Annotated in this window: 17 protein-coding genes; 7 read left to right on the plus strand and 10 right to left on the minus strand. The window is 65.4% G+C overall.

The features are described 5' to 3' along the window. Window positions 1–7 precede the first annotated feature (7 nt). The 6 genes from B6V74_RS13815 to B6V74_RS13840 all read left to right on the plus strand — a co-directional run bounded on the left by B6V74_RS13815 (window position 8) and on the right by B6V74_RS13840 (window position 5,491). Window positions 8–367 (plus strand): DUF6404 family protein, encoded by a 360-nt coding sequence (locus B6V74_RS13815; protein WP_075775373.1) that lies wholly within the window; start codon window positions 8–10, stop codon window positions 365–367. Between the two features lie 115 nt (window positions 368–482). After that, window positions 483–695, plus strand: a complete 213-nt coding sequence (locus tag B6V74_RS13820; RefSeq protein ID WP_075775372.1) for a hypothetical protein — start codon at window positions 483–485, stop codon at window positions 693–695. A gap of 16 nt (window positions 696–711) precedes the next feature. Next, window positions 712–1,248 (plus strand): hypothetical protein, encoded by a 537-nt coding sequence (locus B6V74_RS13825; protein WP_088723113.1) that lies wholly within the window; start codon window positions 712–714, stop codon window positions 1,246–1,248. Window positions 1,249–1,442: 194 nt separating this feature from the next. Continuing rightward, a complete protein-coding gene (locus B6V74_RS13830; protein ID WP_088723114.1) occupies window positions 1,443–2,069 on the plus strand; it encodes a glutathione S-transferase family protein in 627 nt (208 codons plus the stop codon). 9 nt (window positions 2,070–2,078) lie between these two features. Further along, window positions 2,079–3,290, plus strand: coding sequence for an acetyl-CoA C-acetyltransferase (locus B6V74_RS13835; RefSeq protein WP_075775369.1), 1,212 nt, complete (start codon window positions 2,079–2,081; stop codon window positions 3,288–3,290). An 11-nt stretch (window positions 3,291–3,301) separates the two neighbouring features. Further along, the gene (locus B6V74_RS13840; RefSeq protein ID WP_088723115.1) at window positions 3,302–5,491 is read left to right on the plus strand and encodes a 3-hydroxyacyl-CoA dehydrogenase NAD-binding domain-containing protein; all 2,190 of its coding nucleotides are present in this window, start codon (window positions 3,302–3,304) and stop codon (window positions 5,489–5,491) included. Between the two features lie 180 nt (window positions 5,492–5,671). Here the strand turns inward: B6V74_RS13840 and B6V74_RS13845 are convergent, their stop codons facing one another. Together B6V74_RS13845 and B6V74_RS13850 are read right to left on the minus strand one after the other, a co-directional pair. Further along, window positions 5,672–6,340, minus strand: coding sequence for a Hint domain-containing protein (locus B6V74_RS13845; protein ID WP_075775367.1), 669 nt, complete (start codon window positions 6,338–6,340; stop codon window positions 5,672–5,674). A gap of 262 nt (window positions 6,341–6,602) precedes the next feature. After that, window positions 6,603–7,250, minus strand: coding sequence for a sulfotransferase family 2 domain-containing protein (locus B6V74_RS13850; RefSeq protein ID WP_088723116.1), 648 nt, complete (start codon window positions 7,248–7,250; stop codon window positions 6,603–6,605). Window positions 7,251–7,347: 97 nt separating this feature from the next. Here B6V74_RS13850 and B6V74_RS13855 point away from each other — a divergent pair, with 97 nt between their 5' ends. Beyond that, window positions 7,348–8,976, plus strand: a complete 1,629-nt coding sequence (locus B6V74_RS13855; RefSeq protein WP_088719825.1) for an AMP-binding protein — start codon at window positions 7,348–7,350, stop codon at window positions 8,974–8,976. A gap of 50 nt (window positions 8,977–9,026) precedes the next feature. Here B6V74_RS13855 and B6V74_RS13860 read toward each other — a convergent pair whose 3' ends face one another. The 8 genes from B6V74_RS13860 to B6V74_RS13895 all read right to left on the minus strand — a co-directional run bounded on the left by B6V74_RS13860 (window position 9,027) and on the right by B6V74_RS13895 (window position 17,283). Further along, on the minus strand, window positions 9,027–9,377 hold the full coding sequence (locus B6V74_RS13860; RefSeq protein WP_075775364.1) for a hypothetical protein: 351 nt from the start codon (window positions 9,375–9,377) through the stop codon (window positions 9,027–9,029). 11 nt (window positions 9,378–9,388) lie between these two features. Further along, window positions 9,389–10,162 (minus strand): DUF6478 family protein, encoded by a 774-nt coding sequence (locus B6V74_RS13865; RefSeq protein ID WP_088723117.1) that lies wholly within the window; start codon window positions 10,160–10,162, stop codon window positions 9,389–9,391. A gap of 150 nt (window positions 10,163–10,312) precedes the next feature. Next, window positions 10,313–10,972, minus strand: a complete 660-nt coding sequence (locus tag B6V74_RS13870; RefSeq protein ID WP_088723118.1) for a hypothetical protein — start codon at window positions 10,970–10,972, stop codon at window positions 10,313–10,315. 73 nt (window positions 10,973–11,045) lie between these two features. Beyond that, complete coding sequence (locus B6V74_RS13875; protein ID WP_088723119.1) at window positions 11,046–11,681, minus strand: ATP-binding cassette domain-containing protein; 636 nt, start codon at window positions 11,679–11,681, stop codon at window positions 11,046–11,048. Then, on the minus strand, window positions 11,678–13,333 hold the full coding sequence (locus tag B6V74_RS13880) for an ABC transporter permease (protein ID WP_088723120.1): 1,656 nt from the start codon (window positions 13,331–13,333) through the stop codon (window positions 11,678–11,680). Before B6V74_RS13880 ends, B6V74_RS13875 begins: the two co-directional genes overlap by 4 nt. A 7-nt stretch (window positions 13,334–13,340) precedes the next feature. After that, on the minus strand, window positions 13,341–14,540 hold the full coding sequence (locus B6V74_RS13885; protein WP_088723121.1) for an ABC transporter substrate-binding protein: 1,200 nt from the start codon (window positions 14,538–14,540) through the stop codon (window positions 13,341–13,343). Between the two features lie 11 nt (window positions 14,541–14,551). Next, on the minus strand, window positions 14,552–15,157 hold the full coding sequence (locus B6V74_RS13890) for a CDP-alcohol phosphatidyltransferase family protein (protein WP_088723122.1): 606 nt from the start codon (window positions 15,155–15,157) through the stop codon (window positions 14,552–14,554). After that, a complete protein-coding gene (locus tag B6V74_RS13895) occupies window positions 15,154–17,283 on the minus strand; it encodes a bifunctional TVP38/TMEM64 family protein/FAD-dependent oxidoreductase (RefSeq protein ID WP_088723123.1) in 2,130 nt (709 codons plus the stop codon). The genes B6V74_RS13890 and B6V74_RS13895 overlap by 4 nt, the downstream gene beginning before the upstream one ends. Between the last annotated feature and the right edge of the window lie 60 nt (window positions 17,284–17,343).

The raw sequence follows: 17,343 nt of genomic DNA on the forward strand, positions 1-17,343 counted from the left end.
CGCCGCCATGTATCTCAATAACGCAGAAACCCACCGCCGATACGATGCCGCGCTCGCAGAGCTGCGGGCGCGGGGCGTGTTCCGCTCGACCCGTCCTTCCATGGGCGCGCGGGTACTGCATTGGCTGGGCTTCGAGCCGCGCCCGATTCCCTATCTCGACTGGAAGCAGAACCTGCTGATCTTCGGCGCCGGGTTCGCGGTGGCGCAGCTGCTCGTGGATCATCTGCTGAGCGCGACGGAGGGCATGTCCTACGCGCCGCATCTGGTAACGCTGGTGATCTCGGCGCTCGCCTTCGGGGCGCTGATGGCGCTGTGGCAGATCCACCGCAAGAACAAGCTCGGGCTGAGCGATTGGGACGACCTCTAGGCGCGGTCCCGGTGCTTGGCTTCGGAGCAAGGGCGGTCTGGCCAGCGCGCAGGTTTCTTCCTAAGCTGCGCGCAACCTGACGCGCCTTCCCGCGCTACATTGCCCCGGAGCCTGAATGCCCAAACGACTGCGCCTGACCCGTCGCTTTCCCGTCGCCATGACCAATGACGCCTATCGCAGCCTCAACCGCTTCGCGCAGGAGGCGGAAATCACGCCCGACGAGGCGCTGACCTTCCTGTTCGAGCATTTCAACTCCGTCACCCACGAGGAAAATCTCAACCACCGCCTGCGGCTGTTCAAGGCCGAGCTTGGCGAGCGCAAAGCCTGATTTCGAAAGGACATCCATGACCCGCCTGTCTCTTGCTTTCGCTGTCGCATCCCTTGCCGTCTCGGCCCTGCCCGCCTTTGCCTTCGACTCCGCCGACCGCAACGCTGTCACGCAGGAGGTCGCGGGCTTCACCAAGGCGGTGGAAGAGAAGGACTACTCGGTCTTCTTCGACACGGTGCCGCCGAAGATGATGCAGGCCATCGCGGATCAGACGGGCGTACCGAAAGAACAGCTCGAAGAGATCATGCGCAAGCAAATCAACGACGCGATGGCCTCGGTCACGATCGACGAGTTCGAGATGAACACCAACGAAATGAAAACCGGCGAGACGTCTTCGGGCCGGGCCTATGCGCAGATTCCGACATCGACGGTGATGGAGGTGCCCGATATGGGCAAGGTGCGCTCGACCAATACCACGCTGGCGCTGCAGGATGGCGAGGAATGGTATCTTGTGCGCATCGACAGCCCGGCGCAGATCGCGGTATTGCGCAAGGTGTATCCCGATTTCGAAGGAATCGAGTTTCCCAAGGGAACGATGCAGGCGGTGCGCTAACCGCGCCGCTCCTCTCGCTTTTTCCGTGCTTTCCGTTCACGTCCGTTCACCTCTCGCAACGGAACGTCACCCTCTCCCTCGCGTTGGACGCAACGTCGTGATCGAATGACGTTGCGGCGGAATGCCCACGAGGGGCTTACGTTCGCGTCACTTAGGGGCCAGATTGGCATCGTGATCAGGGAGGACCGCAACGAATGGCGGCACAACTTTATTGCTTCGGAGAGTCGGGGAACGCTTACAAGGCGGCGCTGACGATGGAATTGGCGGGCTACGACTGGGAGCCGGTCTATGTCGATTTCTTCAACGGCGAGGCGCGCAGCGCCGAATACCAGGCGCTGAACGAAATGGCCGAGGCGCCCGTCTTCAAAGAGGGCGACCTGACCCTGTCGCAATCCTGCGTCATCCAACTTCACATCGCGGAGCAGACCGGCAAATTCCTCGCCGAGGACCGCAACGAAATGCTGCGCTGGATGTTCTGGGATGCGCAGAAAGGCTCGGGCCAGCAAGGCGGGTTGCGCTTCCTGATGAACTTCCTGCCCGAAGAGAAGCGTCCGCAAGAAGCGATCGGCTGGCTCAAGGGCCGCGTGCTGACCGCGATCAAGACGCTTGAGAAACATATGGAGGGTCGCGACTGGGTCGTCGGCGACCAGCCCAGCTTGGCCGATTTCGCCTGCTGCGGCTATCTCTACTACCCCGAGCCCTTTGGGTTCGACCGCAAGGAATTCCCCAATATCGACCGTTGGCTGGATGGCATTGCTGCCCTGCCCGGTTGGAAACACCCCTATGATTTGATGCCCGGCAATCCTTCCGACCGGGCGTGAGGAGGAACCATGACGGAAGCCTATATCTATGACGCAGCCCGCACTCCGCGGGGCAAGGGCCGCAAGGACGGCTCCTTGCACGAGGTCAGCTCGGTCGCGCTGTCCGCGCGGCTGCTGAACGCGGTGGCCGAGCGCAACAACCTCGAAGGCCATGCGGTCGAGGACGTAATCTGGGGCAACGCGACCCAGGTGATGGAGCAGGGCGGCTGCCTTGCGCGCTCGGCGGTGCTTCTGTCGGATCTCGACGAGCGCATCCCGGGCCTGTCGATCAACCGCTTCTGCGCCTCGGGCATGGAAGCGGTGAACCTCGCCGCGAACCAGGTGCGCGGCGGCGCGGGCATGGGCTATATCGCAGGCGGCGTCGAGATGATGGGCCGTGTTGCGATGGGCTCGGACGGCGCGGCAATCGCCGTGGACCCGTCGCTCGCGATGAAGACCTATTTCGTCCCGCAGGGCATTTCGGCTGATATCATCGCCACCGAATACGGCTTTAGCCGCGAAGACGTCGACGCGCTCGGCGTGGAATCGCAGCGCCGTGCGGCGGAGGCGATCAAGGAAAACCGTTTCGCAAAATCCATCGTGCCGGTGAAGGACCAGAACGGTTTGACCATTCTCGAGCAGGACGAATTCCCGCGTCCGGGCACGACGATGGAATCGCTCGGCAGCCTGAAGCCGTCCTTCAAGGAAATGGGCGAGGTCATGCCCGGCTTCGACAAGGTCGCGATGCTGAAATACCCGCACCTCGATCACATCAACCACGTCCATCACGCCGGCAACTCCTCGGGCATCGTGGACGGGGCCGCCGCCGTGCTGATCGGCAACAAGGAATTCGGTGAGGCGCATGGCCTCAAGCCGCGCGCGCGCATCCGCGCCACCGCGAAGATCGGCACCGATCCGACGATCATGCTGACCGGCCCGGTGCCCGTGACCGAAAAGATCCTCGCCGATTCGGGCATGTCGATCTCCGACATCGACCTGTTCGAGGTGAACGAGGCGTTTGCTGCTGTCGTGCTGCGCTTCATGCAGGCCTTCCAGGTCGACGCATCGAAGGTCAACGTCAACGGCGGCGCGATCGCGCTTGGCCACCCGCTCGGCGCCACCGGCGCGATCATCATCGGCACGCTGCTGGACGAGCTCGAACGCCGCGACCTGAACACCGGTCTGGCCACGCTCTGCGTTGCGTCCGGCATGGGCGCTGCGACCATCATCGAGCGCGTGTGAGGGAGGAACAAATGGCTGATTTCAAATACGAACTTGGCAGCGACGGCGTTGCCGTCATCACTTGGGACGTGCCCGAGAAGTCGATGAACGTGATGAGCATGGAGGGCTTCGCGCTTCTCGACAGCTTCATCGACAAGGCGCTGGCGGATGACGCCGTGAAGGGTGTCGTCATCACCTCCGGCAAGCCCGATTTCGCGGGCGGCATGGATCTCAACGTCATCGCGCAGATGCGCGAAGGCGGCGCTCAGGCGATCTTCGACGGGGTGATGCAGATGCACCATGTCCTGCGCAAGATCGAGCGCGCCGGCATGGACCCGAAGACCAACAAGGGCGGCAAGCCGATCGCAACCGCGATCCCCGGCACCGCGCTCGGCATCGGCCTGGAACTGCCGCTATCGACGCACCGCACTTTTGTCGCGGACAATCCGAAGGCGAAGATCGGCCTGCCCGAGATCATGGTCGGTATCTTCCCCGGCGGCGGCGGCACCACCCGCGTCTCGCGCAAGCTCGGCGCGATGGCGGCGGCGCCCTTCCTGCTGGAAGGCAAGCTTTCGGACCCCAAGAAGGCGAAAGCTGCGGGCCTGATCGACGAGGTCGTCGAGGATCCGCTGGCCTCCGCGAAGGAATGGGTGCTGAACGCCAAAGACGCCGATCTGGTCAAACCGTGGGACGCGAAGGGCTTCAAGATGCCCGGCGGCGCACCCTATCACCCGGCGGGCTTCATGACCTTCGTCGGTGCTTCCGCGATGGTGCATGGCAAGACCGCGGGCGTCTATCCGGCGGCCAAGGCGCTGCTCTCGGCGGTCTATGAAGGCGCGCTCGTGCCCTTCGATCAGGCGATCAAGATCGAGGCGCGCTGGTTCACCAACGTTCTGCTGAACCCGTCGTCGACCTCGATGATCCGTTCGCTCTTCATCAACAAGGGCGCGCTGGAGAAGGGCGCGAACCGTCCCGACGTGTCGGACCAGAGGGTGAAGAAGGTCGGCATCCTCGGCGCGGGCATGATGGGCGCAGGCATTGCCTATGTCTCGGCCAAAGCCGGTATCGAGGTCGTGCTGATCGACAACAGCCAAGAGGCCGCCGATCGCGGCAAGTCCTATTCCGAAGGCATCCTCGACAACGGCATCTCGCGCAAGAAGGTCACCGAAGAGGGCAAGGCGAAGACGCTCGGCCTGATCAACGCGACCACCGATTACGCCGCGCTGGAAGGCTGCGACCTGATCGTGGAAGCGGTGTTCGAAGATCCGGGCGTCAAAGCCGAGGTCACCAAGAAGGCCGAAGCCGTGATTCCGCAGGATGCGATTTTCGCGACCAACACCTCGACCCTGCCGATCACCGAGCTGGCCAAGGCCAGCGCACGCCCCGAGCAGTTCATCGGCATCCACTTCTTCTCGCCCGTTGACAAGATGATGCTGGTCGAGATCATCAAGGGCGCCGAGACCGGTCCGGTGGCCGTGGCCAAGGCGCTCGACTTCGTGCGCCAGATCCGCAAGACGCCGATCGTGGTGAACGACGCGCGCTTCTTCTACGCCAACCGCTGCATCATCCCCTATATCAACGAGGGGATTCGCATGGTGGCCGAAGGGGTGAACCCGACGCTGGTGGAACACGCCGCGACTATGGTCGGCATGCCGCTCGGACCGCTGCAGCTGGTAGACGAGACCTCGATCGACCTCGGCGTGAAGATCGCGAAGGCCACCAAGGCCGCGATGGGCGATGCCTATCCCGATGAGGCGGTCGATGACGTGCTGTTCTGGATGGCCGACGAAGGCCGGATGGGCCGCAAGTCGAACGCGGGCTTCTACGACTATGACGACAAGGGCAAACGCCAAGGCCTGTGGGATGGGCTCGACGCCAAGTTCCCGCGCGCCGACGAGCAGCCCGACGTGCATCACGTCCAGCATCGCCTGCTGATGGCGCAGGTGCTGGAAGCCGTGCGCGCCTTCGAGCAGGGCGTGCTGGAAGACATCCGCGAGGGTGACGTGGGCGCGATCCTCGGCTGGGGCTTCGCCCCTTGGTCGGGTGGCCCGTTCTCGTGGCTCGACATCCTCGGCGCCGGCAAGGCGGTGGAAATCTGCGAGGCGCTCACCGCGCAATACGGTCCGCGCTTCGAAGCCCCCGCCCTGCTGCGCGACATCGCAGCCAAGGGTGACACCTTCTATGGTCGTTTCGGCGACGGTCAGGCCGCGAAAGCCGCCTGATCCGACGGCGCCAGAAAAACCAGAACGCCGGGACCGAAAGGCCCCGGCGTTTTTCTATGCGCGCGCCTTCCTCTGCGCCGAAGCGTTCGCCTATTCCCCGGGCAAAGGAAAACGCCGCACCCTGGTCTGGGGTGCGGCGTTCGGCCTGTCAGAATTTCAGGAGGGGATCAGGCCGGGCTATCACTCTGCCGCGTAAGCATGTGCGGTCAGATCTTCGTCGATCAGCCCCGCGACGATCGAGCGCGCCATCTCGAGCGACAGCGTCTCGTAGTTCGGGCCTGCATCATCGTCGAAGAGCGCTTCGAGCCGGTGGCTGTTGACCGAACCGCAATGGACCATGCCAGAACCATTAGCGTAGACGATCTCCTCCTCCTCAAACTCCAGCACGATCACGTCGATCGGACGGTGGGGTGTAATCCGATCGATCCCGCGATAGCCTTCAAGTGCCGAAGCGGGGATCACGGCGAAGGGGTCACCGTAAATTGCCTCGGCCATGTCGCTTTCCACCATCATGTTCTGTTCAGGCAAAAGCAGCATCGGGGTTTTGTTGCCCAACGCGCCGACCGGCACGGCGAGCGGCTTGCGATGGTCCGGGCAACGCCCGTGACCGAGCCAGAGTTGAGTCCGTTTGACGTCCGCGACGGGACGCAGGCCACTGTCGAAAGTCATGACCATGTCACCGGCTGCGATCGCTTCCACCGGGCGCCAGCCCATGGCGGTGGCGATGCGCGTTCCGGCGACGATTCCCGACGCAGCTCCGTTGTCGAGCATTCGCCCGGAGGTTGCGCCCGCCAGAGCGGTATCAAAGGCGCAATCGTCGTCCCAGGTCGTCGTTGCACTGCGGGTCATGTCGGTCTTCCTTCTGAAAGTCGGCGAGGCCATTTCTTGGTCCTACCCAGATCAATTGATTCCTAGGGAGTTTCCGGGGCCGAAAGGTGACCGAAATGTGGCAAACCTATACTTTCGGACAGTAAGTTGCTCACGGACCCGTGATTGACCTATCTTTTTGGATAGGGGACACGCTCGATTGACCTATCTTTTTGGATAGGGGCGCGTTCACCGGCCGTAAGAATGGCCCAAAATGCGTCGCAATCTGCAATCGCGCGAAAATTTAGAATCGGTAATCGAACCGCGCGATGTCTTCGGCACAGAGTTTTGAAACCACTTCAGCGTCGACATCCGAAAAATACTCGCGCCAGTTGCGCTTCCGCGCGGAAATGTTGGATCGCGCGAAAGGCGTCACGGAAAACCCCAGATGCGTCGCGAGGGGTTCGGCATCGGCCTCTACATCTTCAAGGCGAATATAAAGGTCGCAAATCTCCTCCCCGTCCGGCAGCCGCATGTAGCTGCCATAAGGGGCCGCCGCGAGCGATGCCTGGGTGTGCGGATGGTTTATGAAGTCCGAAAAGCTGAGTGACTTTGCTAATGCCACGGCCGGATGCGTCATCTGCTGCTCGCGCAACCAATGGTAGTAGCTGACGACCCGATCCCACGGGTTCCGCACAAGTGTGAAAGTGAAATAGGCCCGAGCCTGCTCTTCTGTATAGAGCCCCAGCCCGTCGCTCAGCGTGGAATGCTTCCAAAGCCGCCCTCGCGTCTCGCGGCCCGCCAGCCTGCGTTTGCGCCGCTGCGCCTTGGGCGTGTCTCCGATCAGAAGATCGTCCGCCATGGCGCGGTCCTCCAGCGCGAGCGTCAGCGCCGTGCCGCCCGTCTTCGGGATGTGAACGAAGATATAGCGACGGCCATGCGAAACGATCATGCGCGAGACACTATCTCTGACGAAAGATGACGCAAACCCTCTTTCCTTTCGCGCGGAGCCGCCTGAAGATGCCCGAACAATTGAGGAGGAGGTTTTCATGGGCTGGCTTGCCGACGAGACGGGTTTGGAGAAATGCGCGGCGAATTACGCCCCGCTTACACCTTTGTCGCATCTCAACCGCGCGCTGGAGGTCTTCCCCGAGCGACCGGCGGTGATCTACGGCAGCCGCTCTTATAATTACGTCGATTACCACGCGCGCGTGAGCCAGCTCGCCTCGGCGCTCAAGGCGCGCGGCGTGAACTCGGGTGACGTGGTAGCGACGATCCTGCCCAACACCCTGCCGCAGATCGAAGCGCATTTCGGCGTGCCCGCCTGCGGCGCGGTGCTGAACGCGATCAACACACGGCTTGATGTCGATACCGTCGCCTATATCTTCGAACATGGCGGCGCGAAGATCGTGCTCTGCGACGTGGCCTTCCTGCCGGTGGCCGAAGAAGCCGTGAAGAAGATGAAAGGCCCCGCGCCGCAGATCGTGGAGGTGGCCGACCCCGATCACGGGTTCGAGCCGACCGGGCATTACCTCGAATACGAGGCGCTGGTGGCCGAGGGCGACCCGATGTTCGACTGGATCATGCCGGAGGACGAATGGGAGAGCATCGCGCTCAACTACACCTCCGGCACGACCGGCAAGCCCAAAGGCGTCGTCTATCACCACCGCGGCGCCTATCTCTCGACGCAGGCGAACGCGATCTCGTGGCGGATGCAGCTTTACCCGGTTCTGCTGACCATCGTGCCGCTGTTCCATTGCAACTCCTGGACCCATAGCTGGATGGCCCCGATGATGGGCGGCACGGTCGTCGGCTGCCGGGATGTGACCGCGAAGAACATCTATGACGCGATCGCCGATCACGGGGTGACGCATTTCGGTGGCGCGCCGATCGTGCTCAACACCATCGTCAACGCCAAGGACGAGCATCGCCGCCCCTTCGATCACGTGGTCGAAGTCTTCACCGCCGGCGCCCCGCCGCCCGCCTCGACGCTGGCCGCGATCGAGCCTCTGGGCTTCAACGTCACGCAGGTCTACGGGCTGACCGAAACCTACGGGCCAGCCGTGGAATGCACCTGGAAGCCATCCTGGGACGGCGCAACCGGCGAGGAACGTGCCGAACTGAAGGCGCGCACGGGCGTGTCGATGCCGATGCTCGAACAGGTCACCGTTCACGATCAGGGCAAGGAGGTCGCCCGCGACGCTCAGCATCTGGGCGAGATCGTCTTCCGCGGCAACATGGTGATGAAGGGCTACTTCAAGAACCCGCAGGCGACGCGCGAGGCCTTCGAGGGCGGCGTGTTCCACTCCGGCGACATCGCCTTCATGCATCCCGACGGCTACATCAAGATCACCGACCGCGCGAAGGACATCATCATCTCGGGCGGGGAGAACGTCTCCTCGGTCGAGGTGGAAGGCGTGATCTGCGCCCACCCGGCGGTCTCGCTCGCCTCGGTCGTGGCGAAGCCCGACGAGACCTGGGGCGAGGTGCCCTGCGCCTTCGTCGAGCTGAAGGAGGGCAAGGAGGCGACGGAAGAGGAGTTGATCAAGTTCTGCCGCGAGCGGCTCGCGGGCTTCAAGACGCCCAAGCGCGTGGTCTTCTCCGAACTGCCGAAAACCTCGACCGGGAAGATCCAGAAATTCGAGCTGCGGGCCGTGGCCAAGCTGCTCGACGCGTAGGTCTTTCTTCTACGCGTGCGCGCGCCCGCGCGAGGGCGCGCGCAAAAGGCTCAGCTTTCGCTCTCGGCGCAATGCTGGCGGAAGGCGCGCGACAGCATGTCCAACTCGGTGCGCAGCAGGTCGATCTCGGCGCGCAGATCACCCGCGAGCGGCGCGCCTGCGACCAGAGAGAAGCGGTCGATCACCTCGCCATCCGATTTGCGGCAGACGAGGAAGGTCAGCACCCCCTCACTCAGCAACTCCGCCGGGATCGGCTGCGAGAGGCGCCAGTCGCCCGGCTCGCCAGTCAGCAACAGCCCTTCCAGCACCTCGCCCTGATGGCGCACCTCAAGATCGGGCGCCTCTTTCTCGTGGCTCACCGCCTCCCAGCGCCCGGCCTTGATCCGTGAATTTTCCAGCATCCTCGCCTCCGTCACAGCTCGGCGCGCGGGTAGCGCGCGAAGGTGAGATCGCGGATCACCACCTCGTTCATCCGTGGGTTTTCGAAAATCAGGTCGACCCATACCTTTTCCAACCGCCGCTCGTTCATCCGCGTATAGGCCAGATCGAATTCGACATAGCGCGCGCCCTCGCCTTGGGGCAATTCGCGCACCAGCTGCTCCGAATTGGGGCCGTGCTTGATGTTGAGACGGCAGAACACCTCCAGTTCCCGCTCGCACTCCAGCTGCATCTCCAGCCGGATGAGATGGTTGAGTTGCAGCCCGCCAAGCGCCGCATCGGGTAGGTCGAGCACCAGCGACAGGAACGAGCCTTCGAAGCGCAGCACATCGAGCCGCAGCCCGAACGGCGCGAGCGTCTCGCCCTTGGTATTACGGATCTGGCGCAGCGTTATCTCGGACCGAGGGCAGTCATGGAACAGGGTGAGGTCATCGCCAAGCTTGTCGCGACTTTGCGCCCCCGCGATCCCATGCGGATGCGCCTTCACCCGCCAGAGCAGCGGACGCCACGCCCAGTCACTGCCGGCGGGCTTGCGGACCGACGTATCACCGGGAAAGGCCGTCAGCCGCTGCTCGGTCGCGCGGAGCACCGTGTCGAGCTCGTTGCGCAGCGCGCGCGCCCGGGCGCGCAGACTGCGCAGTCCATCAGGCCCAAGCGTGGGCACCGTGGACGCCGCATCGCGCCAGCGCCGCAAGCTGCGCCGCTCGGCAATCCGTTGCAACAGCGATCCGCCGTTTCGCCCCGCCATGTCCCCGCCCTTCTTTCCCGTCCTGCCGTTGCCGCTTGCGGCATCACAGCAGTTATTCCTTATCAGCGGATTCTGAGAAAGGGAAATTTCCGGGCGAAGTCATCATGTTCCGGCGTGGCGACGCGCGCTTGGAGCGTCACGTCCGCACGGTCAGTTCGCGGCGCGGATCGCGGCGATGAATTTCTCCAGCAACTGGCGCTGCTGGGCGTAGCTCAATTCGCCTTCCTTCAGCGGCATAACCGACAGCGCGGTGATCCGCCCGCCAAGCGCGGTGACGCCCCGCAGATAGGTCTTGGCGATCGGCGGTCCGCCGGTGCCGGAGCGATCCTCGACCCGCAGCAGCAAGGTGCCATCGGCGATATCGGTGCCCTTGATAGTGACGTCGCCCGCCTCGCCAGATCGCGACAGCGCCGCCCGCCCAATCTCGGAATGGAAGAAATCGCCGATCTTCTTGAGCCGATCCCGTGACAGCTTGCCGGAGCCATCCTCCAGCGCGGGCGGCCCGACGGTGACGCTCAGCAGCGCGGGCTCTGGCGCATGGGCATCCTCGGCATTGCGCGAGATTGCAGCGCAATTGCCGAACAGCGCGAACCCCCCCGCACCGGAATTGCGCAGGCTTTTCGGATCGACGCACCAGCCCTTCGGCGCGGCTACCGTCAGCGCGCCATTCGCGAGCGTGGTGCGGGCCTTCGCGACCTGCGCCGAACCGAAGGCTGTCGGCTGACACCCCGCCAGCAATCCGGTGACCCCCAGCGCGAGGGCGAGGGGGGCCAAAAGACGCGACGAGCGGTGTTTGACAGCAGAAATCATGAGTTTTGAGATAGCCTCAGGGCCCTCAACGCGCAAGTCTGCCGGGGCTCGCCGCACTGCGGCTGCGCGGGGTTCAGCCCAATGTGATCCGGCGCGCAGCTGCCGCGCCATCCTCCGGATCGTGGCTGACCATCAGGCAAGGGATCCGCTCGGCCGCGAGATGCTGCAGGGTGAAACTGCGGATCTCGGCCCGCAGCTCCGCGTCGAGCGCGGCGAAGGGCTCGTCGATCAACACCGCGCGGGGCCGGGCAAGCAGAGTGCGCATCAGCGCCGCACGGGTGCTCTGCCCGCCCGACAGCGTCGCCGGATCGCGATCAGCCATGCCCGCAAGCCCGGCCTGTTCCAATGCCACCTCGACCGCCGCGCGCCGGGCCGCCTTGCCCTTCACCTGCCCGGGCAACCCGAAGGCCAGATTGTCGCCCACCGAGAGATGTGGGAAAAGCTGCGCCTGCTGAAACAGCATCCCGATGCCGCGTTTCTCGGCGGGCAGCTGCGTGACGCTTTCGCCATCGAGCAGCACATCGCCCGAGGCCGTGAACCCACGCGACAGGTGCCCGCCGATATGGGCGAGCAGGCTCGACTTGCCGATCCCGGACGGCCCCATCAGGCAGACGGTCTCGCCGGGCGCCACGACCAGCGACAGCGACGCGAAGAGCGGCGCGGATGTGCCGGGCGCGGTCAGGCTCAGATCGATCAGCTCGAGGCTCATGCCACCCCTCCGCGCAACCCGCGCCGATTGCGATGCCACCATGCCGGCACGGCGATCGCCAGCGCGAAACCCAGCCATGGCAGCGCCGCCTGCATGAGCGCGAGGATCGCGGCCAGCCGCCGATCCGCCCCCGAGGCCAGCGCGACAGCTTCAGTCGCCAGCGCCTGAACGCGCCCCGCCCCGGGCAGCAGAACTGCGAGATATTGCGCGACCGACACCGCGACCCCGATCGCCGCCGCCGCGCAGATCGGGCCCAGCAGCATCGGCAGCTTGATCCGCAGCAGGCGTCGCGTCGGCCCGGCCCCGAGGCTCGCCGCACTGGCGAGATGCGCCGGGTCGAGCGCGCGCCACGGCCCGGCCAGCGCGATCATCACATAGGGAAAGACGAACAGCAGTTCGGCCCATGTCACCGCGACCGGCCCTGGCGGCAGGCCGAGCCAGAGGAACCCCGTCGTCAGCCCCTGCAGAAACCCGATCTGCGGCAGCAAAAGCGGCAGGACGATCAAGGCGCCGAGCGGCAGGCGCTTGCCGGAGCGATCCTCGCTTTCCAACCAGAGCATCGCGAGGATCACCGCCAGCCCGGTCGAGACCAGCGCAAGGGACAAGCTGGTCAGAGCGGGCCCTGCCCAATCCGCGCTGGCCCAGCGTTTGAGCGTCAGATCGGCGGGCATGGCATCGGGAAAGCGCCAGAAGCTCGCGAGGCTCCACAGGATCAGCGCGCCGAGCGATCCGATCGCCAGCAGACCGCCCGCCCCGATCAGGCCAGCGCCGCTCCAGTTTCGCCGCGAGGTGCCGCGATTCCCAGTGCGGATCGCCGTCTTGCCCAGCCGTGCCACCGCGCGCTCGCCGGCCATCCAAAGCGCCGCACTCGCACCCATCACCGCCAGCAGGATCACCGCCAGCGCCGAGGCGGGCACCGCCTGCGCGGGATCCGGCGCGCCGTAGAGCCGCAGGATCCGCACCGCCAGCGTCGGCGGGTTCGACGGCCCGAGGATCAGCGCCATGTCCACGACCGACAGCGAAAAGGCCAGTACGATCAGCGCCGGCAGGCGCAGTGCCGGGTAAAGCTGCGGCCAGACGATCCGCGCCCAGACGCGCCCCGGCGCATAGCCAAGCGCGCGCCCCGCCGCCATCTGCGCCGCCACCGGTCGCTGCGCGACGGCCACCAGCGTCATCAACGTCAGGAACGGCACCTCTTTCAGCATCAGCCCGACGATCAGCGACAGCCCCCACGGATCGCCCACCGTCACGATCTGCGGCGGCAAGTCCCAGCCAGTCGCCCAGGGCGAGATCAACCGCGCGGCCCAGCCCGAGGGCGCGATCAGGAAGGCCAGCCCGATCGCCAGCGCCGCATGGGGCACCGCGAGCAGAGGCGTCAGCCAGCGCGACGCCGATTGCCGCGTCACCAGCCAGCGCGCGAGCGGGATCGAAGCCGCAAGCGACAGCAGCGTAGCCCCCAAACCGATCACCAGCGTCAGCCGCAGCGAGGTGAGGATACCGGGCGCGGCCAATGCCTCAGCGAAACCGTTCCAGCCCAGCGCGACGCGCCCCAGCCCCGGCTGCCAGCCAAACGCGGTCGCCAGCGTCAGCGCCGCGCCCAGCAGCACCGGCGCGCCGATCACCAGCGTCAGGATCGCCCCGGCGAGCCGCATCGGAACCTCACTTCGTGTAGCGCTGCGCCCAGTCCTCGGTGAGCTTGGTCATCCAGCTCGGGTGCGGCTCGGGCAGGGTCGGGCCCAACTCCTCCAGCGTCGGCAGCGCGGGCGCGGTGGGCAAATCAGCGAAGGCCTGTTTCGCCGCCTGGTCCAGCTTCGCCGGATCGAGCACCGAGAAACTTCCCAGCACGCGGATGTCCTGCATATGCGCCTGCGTGGCCGGATCGAGCAGGAAATTCGCGACCAGCTCCGCCCCCGCCTGATGCGCCGCGTTATAGGGAATCGCGACGTAGGAGATATTCCCGATCGTGCCGCCCTCGGGCACCCAGACGCGGACAGAGGGCGGCAGCACGCCCTGCTCGATCATCGCGGCGGGCGCGGCGGGATCGAAGAACATCGCGAAATCGACCTCGCCATCGGCCAGCAGTTGCGCCTGCGCGCTTTCGTTCTCGGGGAAGGATTTGCCTTCGCGCCACATCAGCGGGCGCAACGCATCGTACCACGCCCAGAGCGGCGCGGTTTCCTTGGTATAGGCCTCGTCCGTCACGGGCTGCGACAGCGCCGCCGGATCGGGCGCCAACTCGACCAGCGCCTGCTTGAGGAAGCTCGCCCCCATGAAATTCGACGGGTTGGGATGGGTGAAGCGGCCCGGATGCGCCTTGGCCCAATCCAGAAGCCCCGCCATATCCTTCGGCGGTTCGTTCACCCGCTCCGCATCATAGGCGAAGGCGAATTTCGCAAGCCGCCACGGGCTCTCATAGCCCTCGGTCGGCACGGTGAAATCGGTCGTGGCCGCCGAGCCTTCCGACAGGTCGAGATATTTCGCATTGGGCAGATCGCTCACGAACGGCCCATGCAGCAGCCCCGCTTCCTTCATCGCCAGAAAGTTCGGCCCGTTGATCCAGATAAGGTCCACCGCGCCGCCGTCATCCTTGCCTGCCGCCTTCTCGGCCTGCACGCGCGAAACGGCTTCGGCAGTGTCGGACAGTTTCACCTGCTCGACCGTGACACCGTATTTCTCCTGCATCTGATCGGACACCCAATCGATGAAAGCGTTGGTGCGCGGATCGCCGCCCCAGGCGTTGAAATAGACCGTCTGGCCCTTCGCCTCAGCCTGCGTCTGCGCCCAATCGGCGAAGGCGGGCGCAGCGAGCGGCAGCGCGAGACTCGCGGCAAGAACCGGGGCGGCAAGAAGGTTTCTCATACTCTCTCCGTTCAGGAAAACGCCCGCCAGCCCATCAGCCAGCGGGTCACGGTGGTCACGAAACAGGCGGCGGCGAAGATCCCGGCAAGGATCGGGAAGGCTTGCGGAAACAGACAGATCGCCGCGAAGAACAGGATCGTCTCGGCGCCTTCGGTCAGCCCGCCGAGGTAGTAGATGCCCTTGGTCGGATAGGCGTCGGTGCTCATCCCGCGCTTGGCGGCGATCGAGGCGAAAGCGAGGAAGCTCGACCCGGTGCCGACGAAGGCCGCGATCAGGATGGAAGCGGCGAGCGCGTTACGGGCCGGATCAGCCAGAGCGAAGCCCACCGGGATCAGCGCGTAGAACAGAAAATCCAGCGCGATATCGAGGAACGCACCGCGATCGGTCGGCCCCTTGATGCGGGCAATAGCCCCGTCGAGCCCGTCCGCGACCCGGTTGATCAGGATCAGCGCCAGCGCCAGCCAATAGGCGTGCAAGGCCAGCGCCGGAATCGCGAGCAGACCCAGCGCGAAGCCCGCCACCGTCACCTGATCGGCGCGGATATCGCGCGCGGCCAGCGCCTCGGCGGGAGGCTGCATCATGGCACGTTGCAGCGGCAGGAGAGCAGCATCGATCATCCGCGCCTCCAGGTCATGAAACGCTCGGCGATCCGCAGCGTGCGCGGGTTCACATGAGCCTGCCGCCAACGCCCGGCGGCGTTCTTCGCGGCCTCCGACCAGCTCGGATAGATATGCGGCGTCGAGAGAATCTTGCCCAAGCCCAGCCCGTGCCGCATCGCCAGCGCGAATTCCGCCAGCACCTCGGCCGCATGCGCCCCGCAGACCGTGGCACCAAGGATCTTGTCGGAGCCTTTCGCGGTGACGATCCGCACGAAGCCGCTCCCCGCCCCTTCGGCCAGCGCGCGGTCGAGATCGCCGAGCGGATAGGTCGTGACTTCGTGATGCACGCCCTCGGCCTCGGCCTGAGTCGCCGTGATCCCCACCCGCGCCAGTTCGGGCGTGGTGAAGACCGCATGCGGGATCGGCGCGGCATGGGCCTTGAACCGCCAGAAGGGCGACGCCAGCGAATTCGCCGCCGCGATCCAGCCCTGATGGCCCGCGGCGTTGGTAAGCTGCAAGGGCCCGGCCGAATCGCCTGCGGCGTAGATATTCGGCATCAGCGTCTCGAGGTAGTCGTTCGTCTCGATCACTTTGTTTGCCGGAATGCCCAGCTCCTCCAGCCCAAAGCCTTCGAGCCGCGCCTTGCGTCCGACCGCGACCAGCAGCGTGTCGAACTGAATCTTGGAGCCGTCTTCCAGCTCCAGCCATTTACGTCCATCCGTGCTGGACTCGTCCCGCCCGAAGCGGATCGCCTTCGCACCAAGCTTCAGATCGGCCCCATCGGCGCGCAACGCGGCCGCGATGGCGTCCGAGGCCTCGGTATCTTCACGGATCAACAGCCGCTCCGCCGCCTCGACGACCGTCACGCCCGCCCCAAGACGCGCCAGCGCCTGCGCTATCTCGCAGCCGATCGGGCCACCGCCAAGGATCACCATCCTCTCGGGTGGCGCAGGCATCGCAGCGAGCGCCTCCCACAGCGTGTCCGAAGTCAGGGGCTCGACCGATCCGATCCCCTCGATCGGCGGGATCACCGGAGCCGCGCCGGTCGCGAGCACGACGCCGCGCGTCGTCAGGCGCTGGTCGCCCACGCGCACGGTCCACGGGTCTTCCAGTCGCGCATGGCCTTCGATCACCTCGACGCCCAAACCTTCATAGCGCTCCACGGAATCATTCGGCTCAATCTGCGCGATCACCTCGGATATCCGCCGCGTCATGACGGACCAATCGACCGAGACATCCGCGCGCACGCCCAGCGCCTCGGAACCGCGTGCCACACCCACAGCCCTCGCCGAGGCAATCAGCGCCTTCGACGGCACGCAGCCGAAATTCAGGCAATCGCCGCCCATCGGGCCGTCCTGCACCAGCGTGACTTTCGCCTTCGCTTGGGCCGCGACATAAGACGCCACAAGCCCCGCCGCCCCTGCGCCGATGACGATCAGGTTGCGGTCGAACTTGGCCGGGCGCTCATAGCCGCGATAAGCGCGCTTGCGCGCCCAGAATCGTAGCGCCGCGCGCGCCACCCACGGAAACACCGCCAGCGCCGCGAAGGCACCGAGCAGACCCGGCGAGACGATCCCCGACAGGCTGTTCAGATCGCCCAGCTGCGCCCCCGCCGCGACATAAACGGCAGTGCCGGGCAGCATGCCGAGCTGCGAGACGGCATAGAACTTCCACGCCTTCATCCGGGTCAGCCCGAAGGCGAGGTTGATGACGAAGAACGGCACGACCGGGATCAGGCGAAGCGAGAACAGGTAGAACTCGCCGTCGCGCGCGGCGCCTTTCTCGATCTTCGCAAGCCGTGGGCCAAGCCGCCCGCGCACCCAGTCGCGCATCAGGTAGCGCGCGACCAGAAAGGCCAGCAGCGCCCCGATGGAAGACGCGAAGGAGATCAGCACCAGCCCCTGCCAGAACCCCAAAAGCGCGGCACCCAGCAGCGTCAGCCAGACCGCGAAGGGCAGCGACAGCGCCGTAACGACAACGTAGGTGACGAAGAACCCGGTGGGCAGCGCCAGCGGATGCGCCTCGCGCCACGCCGCGAGACTGTCGCGCAGGGCGCGCAGCCGTTCGGGGTCGGGATCGGCCACCAGAAAGGTCGCGATCACCGCCACAGCGATCAGGCCAAGGAATATCAGAGGTTTGCGCATGGTCCTCCCGTGGGTGACGCCCCAGTGATAGAGGCGATGCGATCTTTCCCCAAGTCGTTT

The sequence above is a fragment of the Thioclava sp. F42-5 genome (genome assembly GCF_002213195.1).
GTDB lineage: Bacteria > Pseudomonadota > Alphaproteobacteria > Rhodobacterales > Rhodobacteraceae > Thioclava > Thioclava nitratireducens.

What these genes read in the sequence shown, in the direction of transcription:
- B6V74_RS13825 (WP_088723113.1), top strand. Translation starts at nt 712, where the DNA reads ATGACCCGCCTGTCTCTTGCTTTCGCTGTCGCATCCCTTGCCGTCTCG.
- B6V74_RS13885 (WP_088723121.1), bottom strand. Translation starts at nt 14,540, where the DNA reads ATGAGAAACCTTCTTGCCGCCCCGGTTCTTGCCGCGAGTCTCGCGCTG.
- B6V74_RS13860 (WP_075775364.1), bottom strand. Translation starts at nt 9,377, where the DNA reads ATGCTGGAAAATTCACGGATCAAGGCCGGGCGCTGGGAGGCGGTGAGC.
- B6V74_RS13840 (WP_088723115.1), top strand. Translation starts at nt 3,302, where the DNA reads ATGGCTGATTTCAAATACGAACTTGGCAGCGACGGCGTTGCCGTCATC.
- B6V74_RS13835 (WP_075775369.1), top strand. Translation starts at nt 2,079, where the DNA reads ATGACGGAAGCCTATATCTATGACGCAGCCCGCACTCCGCGGGGCAAG.
- B6V74_RS13820 (WP_075775372.1), top strand. Translation starts at nt 483, where the DNA reads ATGCCCAAACGACTGCGCCTGACCCGTCGCTTTCCCGTCGCCATGACC.
- B6V74_RS13890 (WP_088723122.1), bottom strand. Translation starts at nt 15,157, where the DNA reads ATGATCGATGCTGCTCTCCTGCCGCTGCAACGTGCCATGATGCAGCCT.
- B6V74_RS13880 (WP_088723120.1), bottom strand. Translation starts at nt 13,333, where the DNA reads ATGCGGCTCGCCGGGGCGATCCTGACGCTGGTGATCGGCGCGCCGGTG.
- B6V74_RS13850 (WP_088723116.1), bottom strand. Translation starts at nt 7,250, where the DNA reads ATGATCGTTTCGCATGGCCGTCGCTATATCTTCGTTCACATCCCGAAG.
- B6V74_RS13815 (WP_075775373.1), top strand. Translation starts at nt 8, where the DNA reads ATGTATCTCAATAACGCAGAAACCCACCGCCGATACGATGCCGCGCTC.
- B6V74_RS13830 (WP_088723114.1), top strand. Translation starts at nt 1,443, where the DNA reads ATGGCGGCACAACTTTATTGCTTCGGAGAGTCGGGGAACGCTTACAAG.
- B6V74_RS13865 (WP_088723117.1), bottom strand. Translation starts at nt 10,162, where the DNA reads ATGGCGGGGCGAAACGGCGGATCGCTGTTGCAACGGATTGCCGAGCGG.
- B6V74_RS13855 (WP_088719825.1), top strand. Translation starts at nt 7,348, where the DNA reads ATGGGCTGGCTTGCCGACGAGACGGGTTTGGAGAAATGCGCGGCGAAT.
- B6V74_RS13875 (WP_088723119.1), bottom strand. Translation starts at nt 11,681, where the DNA reads ATGAGCCTCGAGCTGATCGATCTGAGCCTGACCGCGCCCGGCACATCC.
- B6V74_RS13845 (WP_075775367.1), bottom strand. Translation starts at nt 6,340, where the DNA reads ATGACCCGCAGTGCAACGACGACCTGGGACGACGATTGCGCCTTTGAT.
- B6V74_RS13870 (WP_088723118.1), bottom strand. Translation starts at nt 10,972, where the DNA reads ATGATTTCTGCTGTCAAACACCGCTCGTCGCGTCTTTTGGCCCCCCTC.
- B6V74_RS13895 (WP_088723123.1), bottom strand. Translation starts at nt 17,283, where the DNA reads ATGCGCAAACCTCTGATATTCCTTGGCCTGATCGCTGTGGCGGTGATC.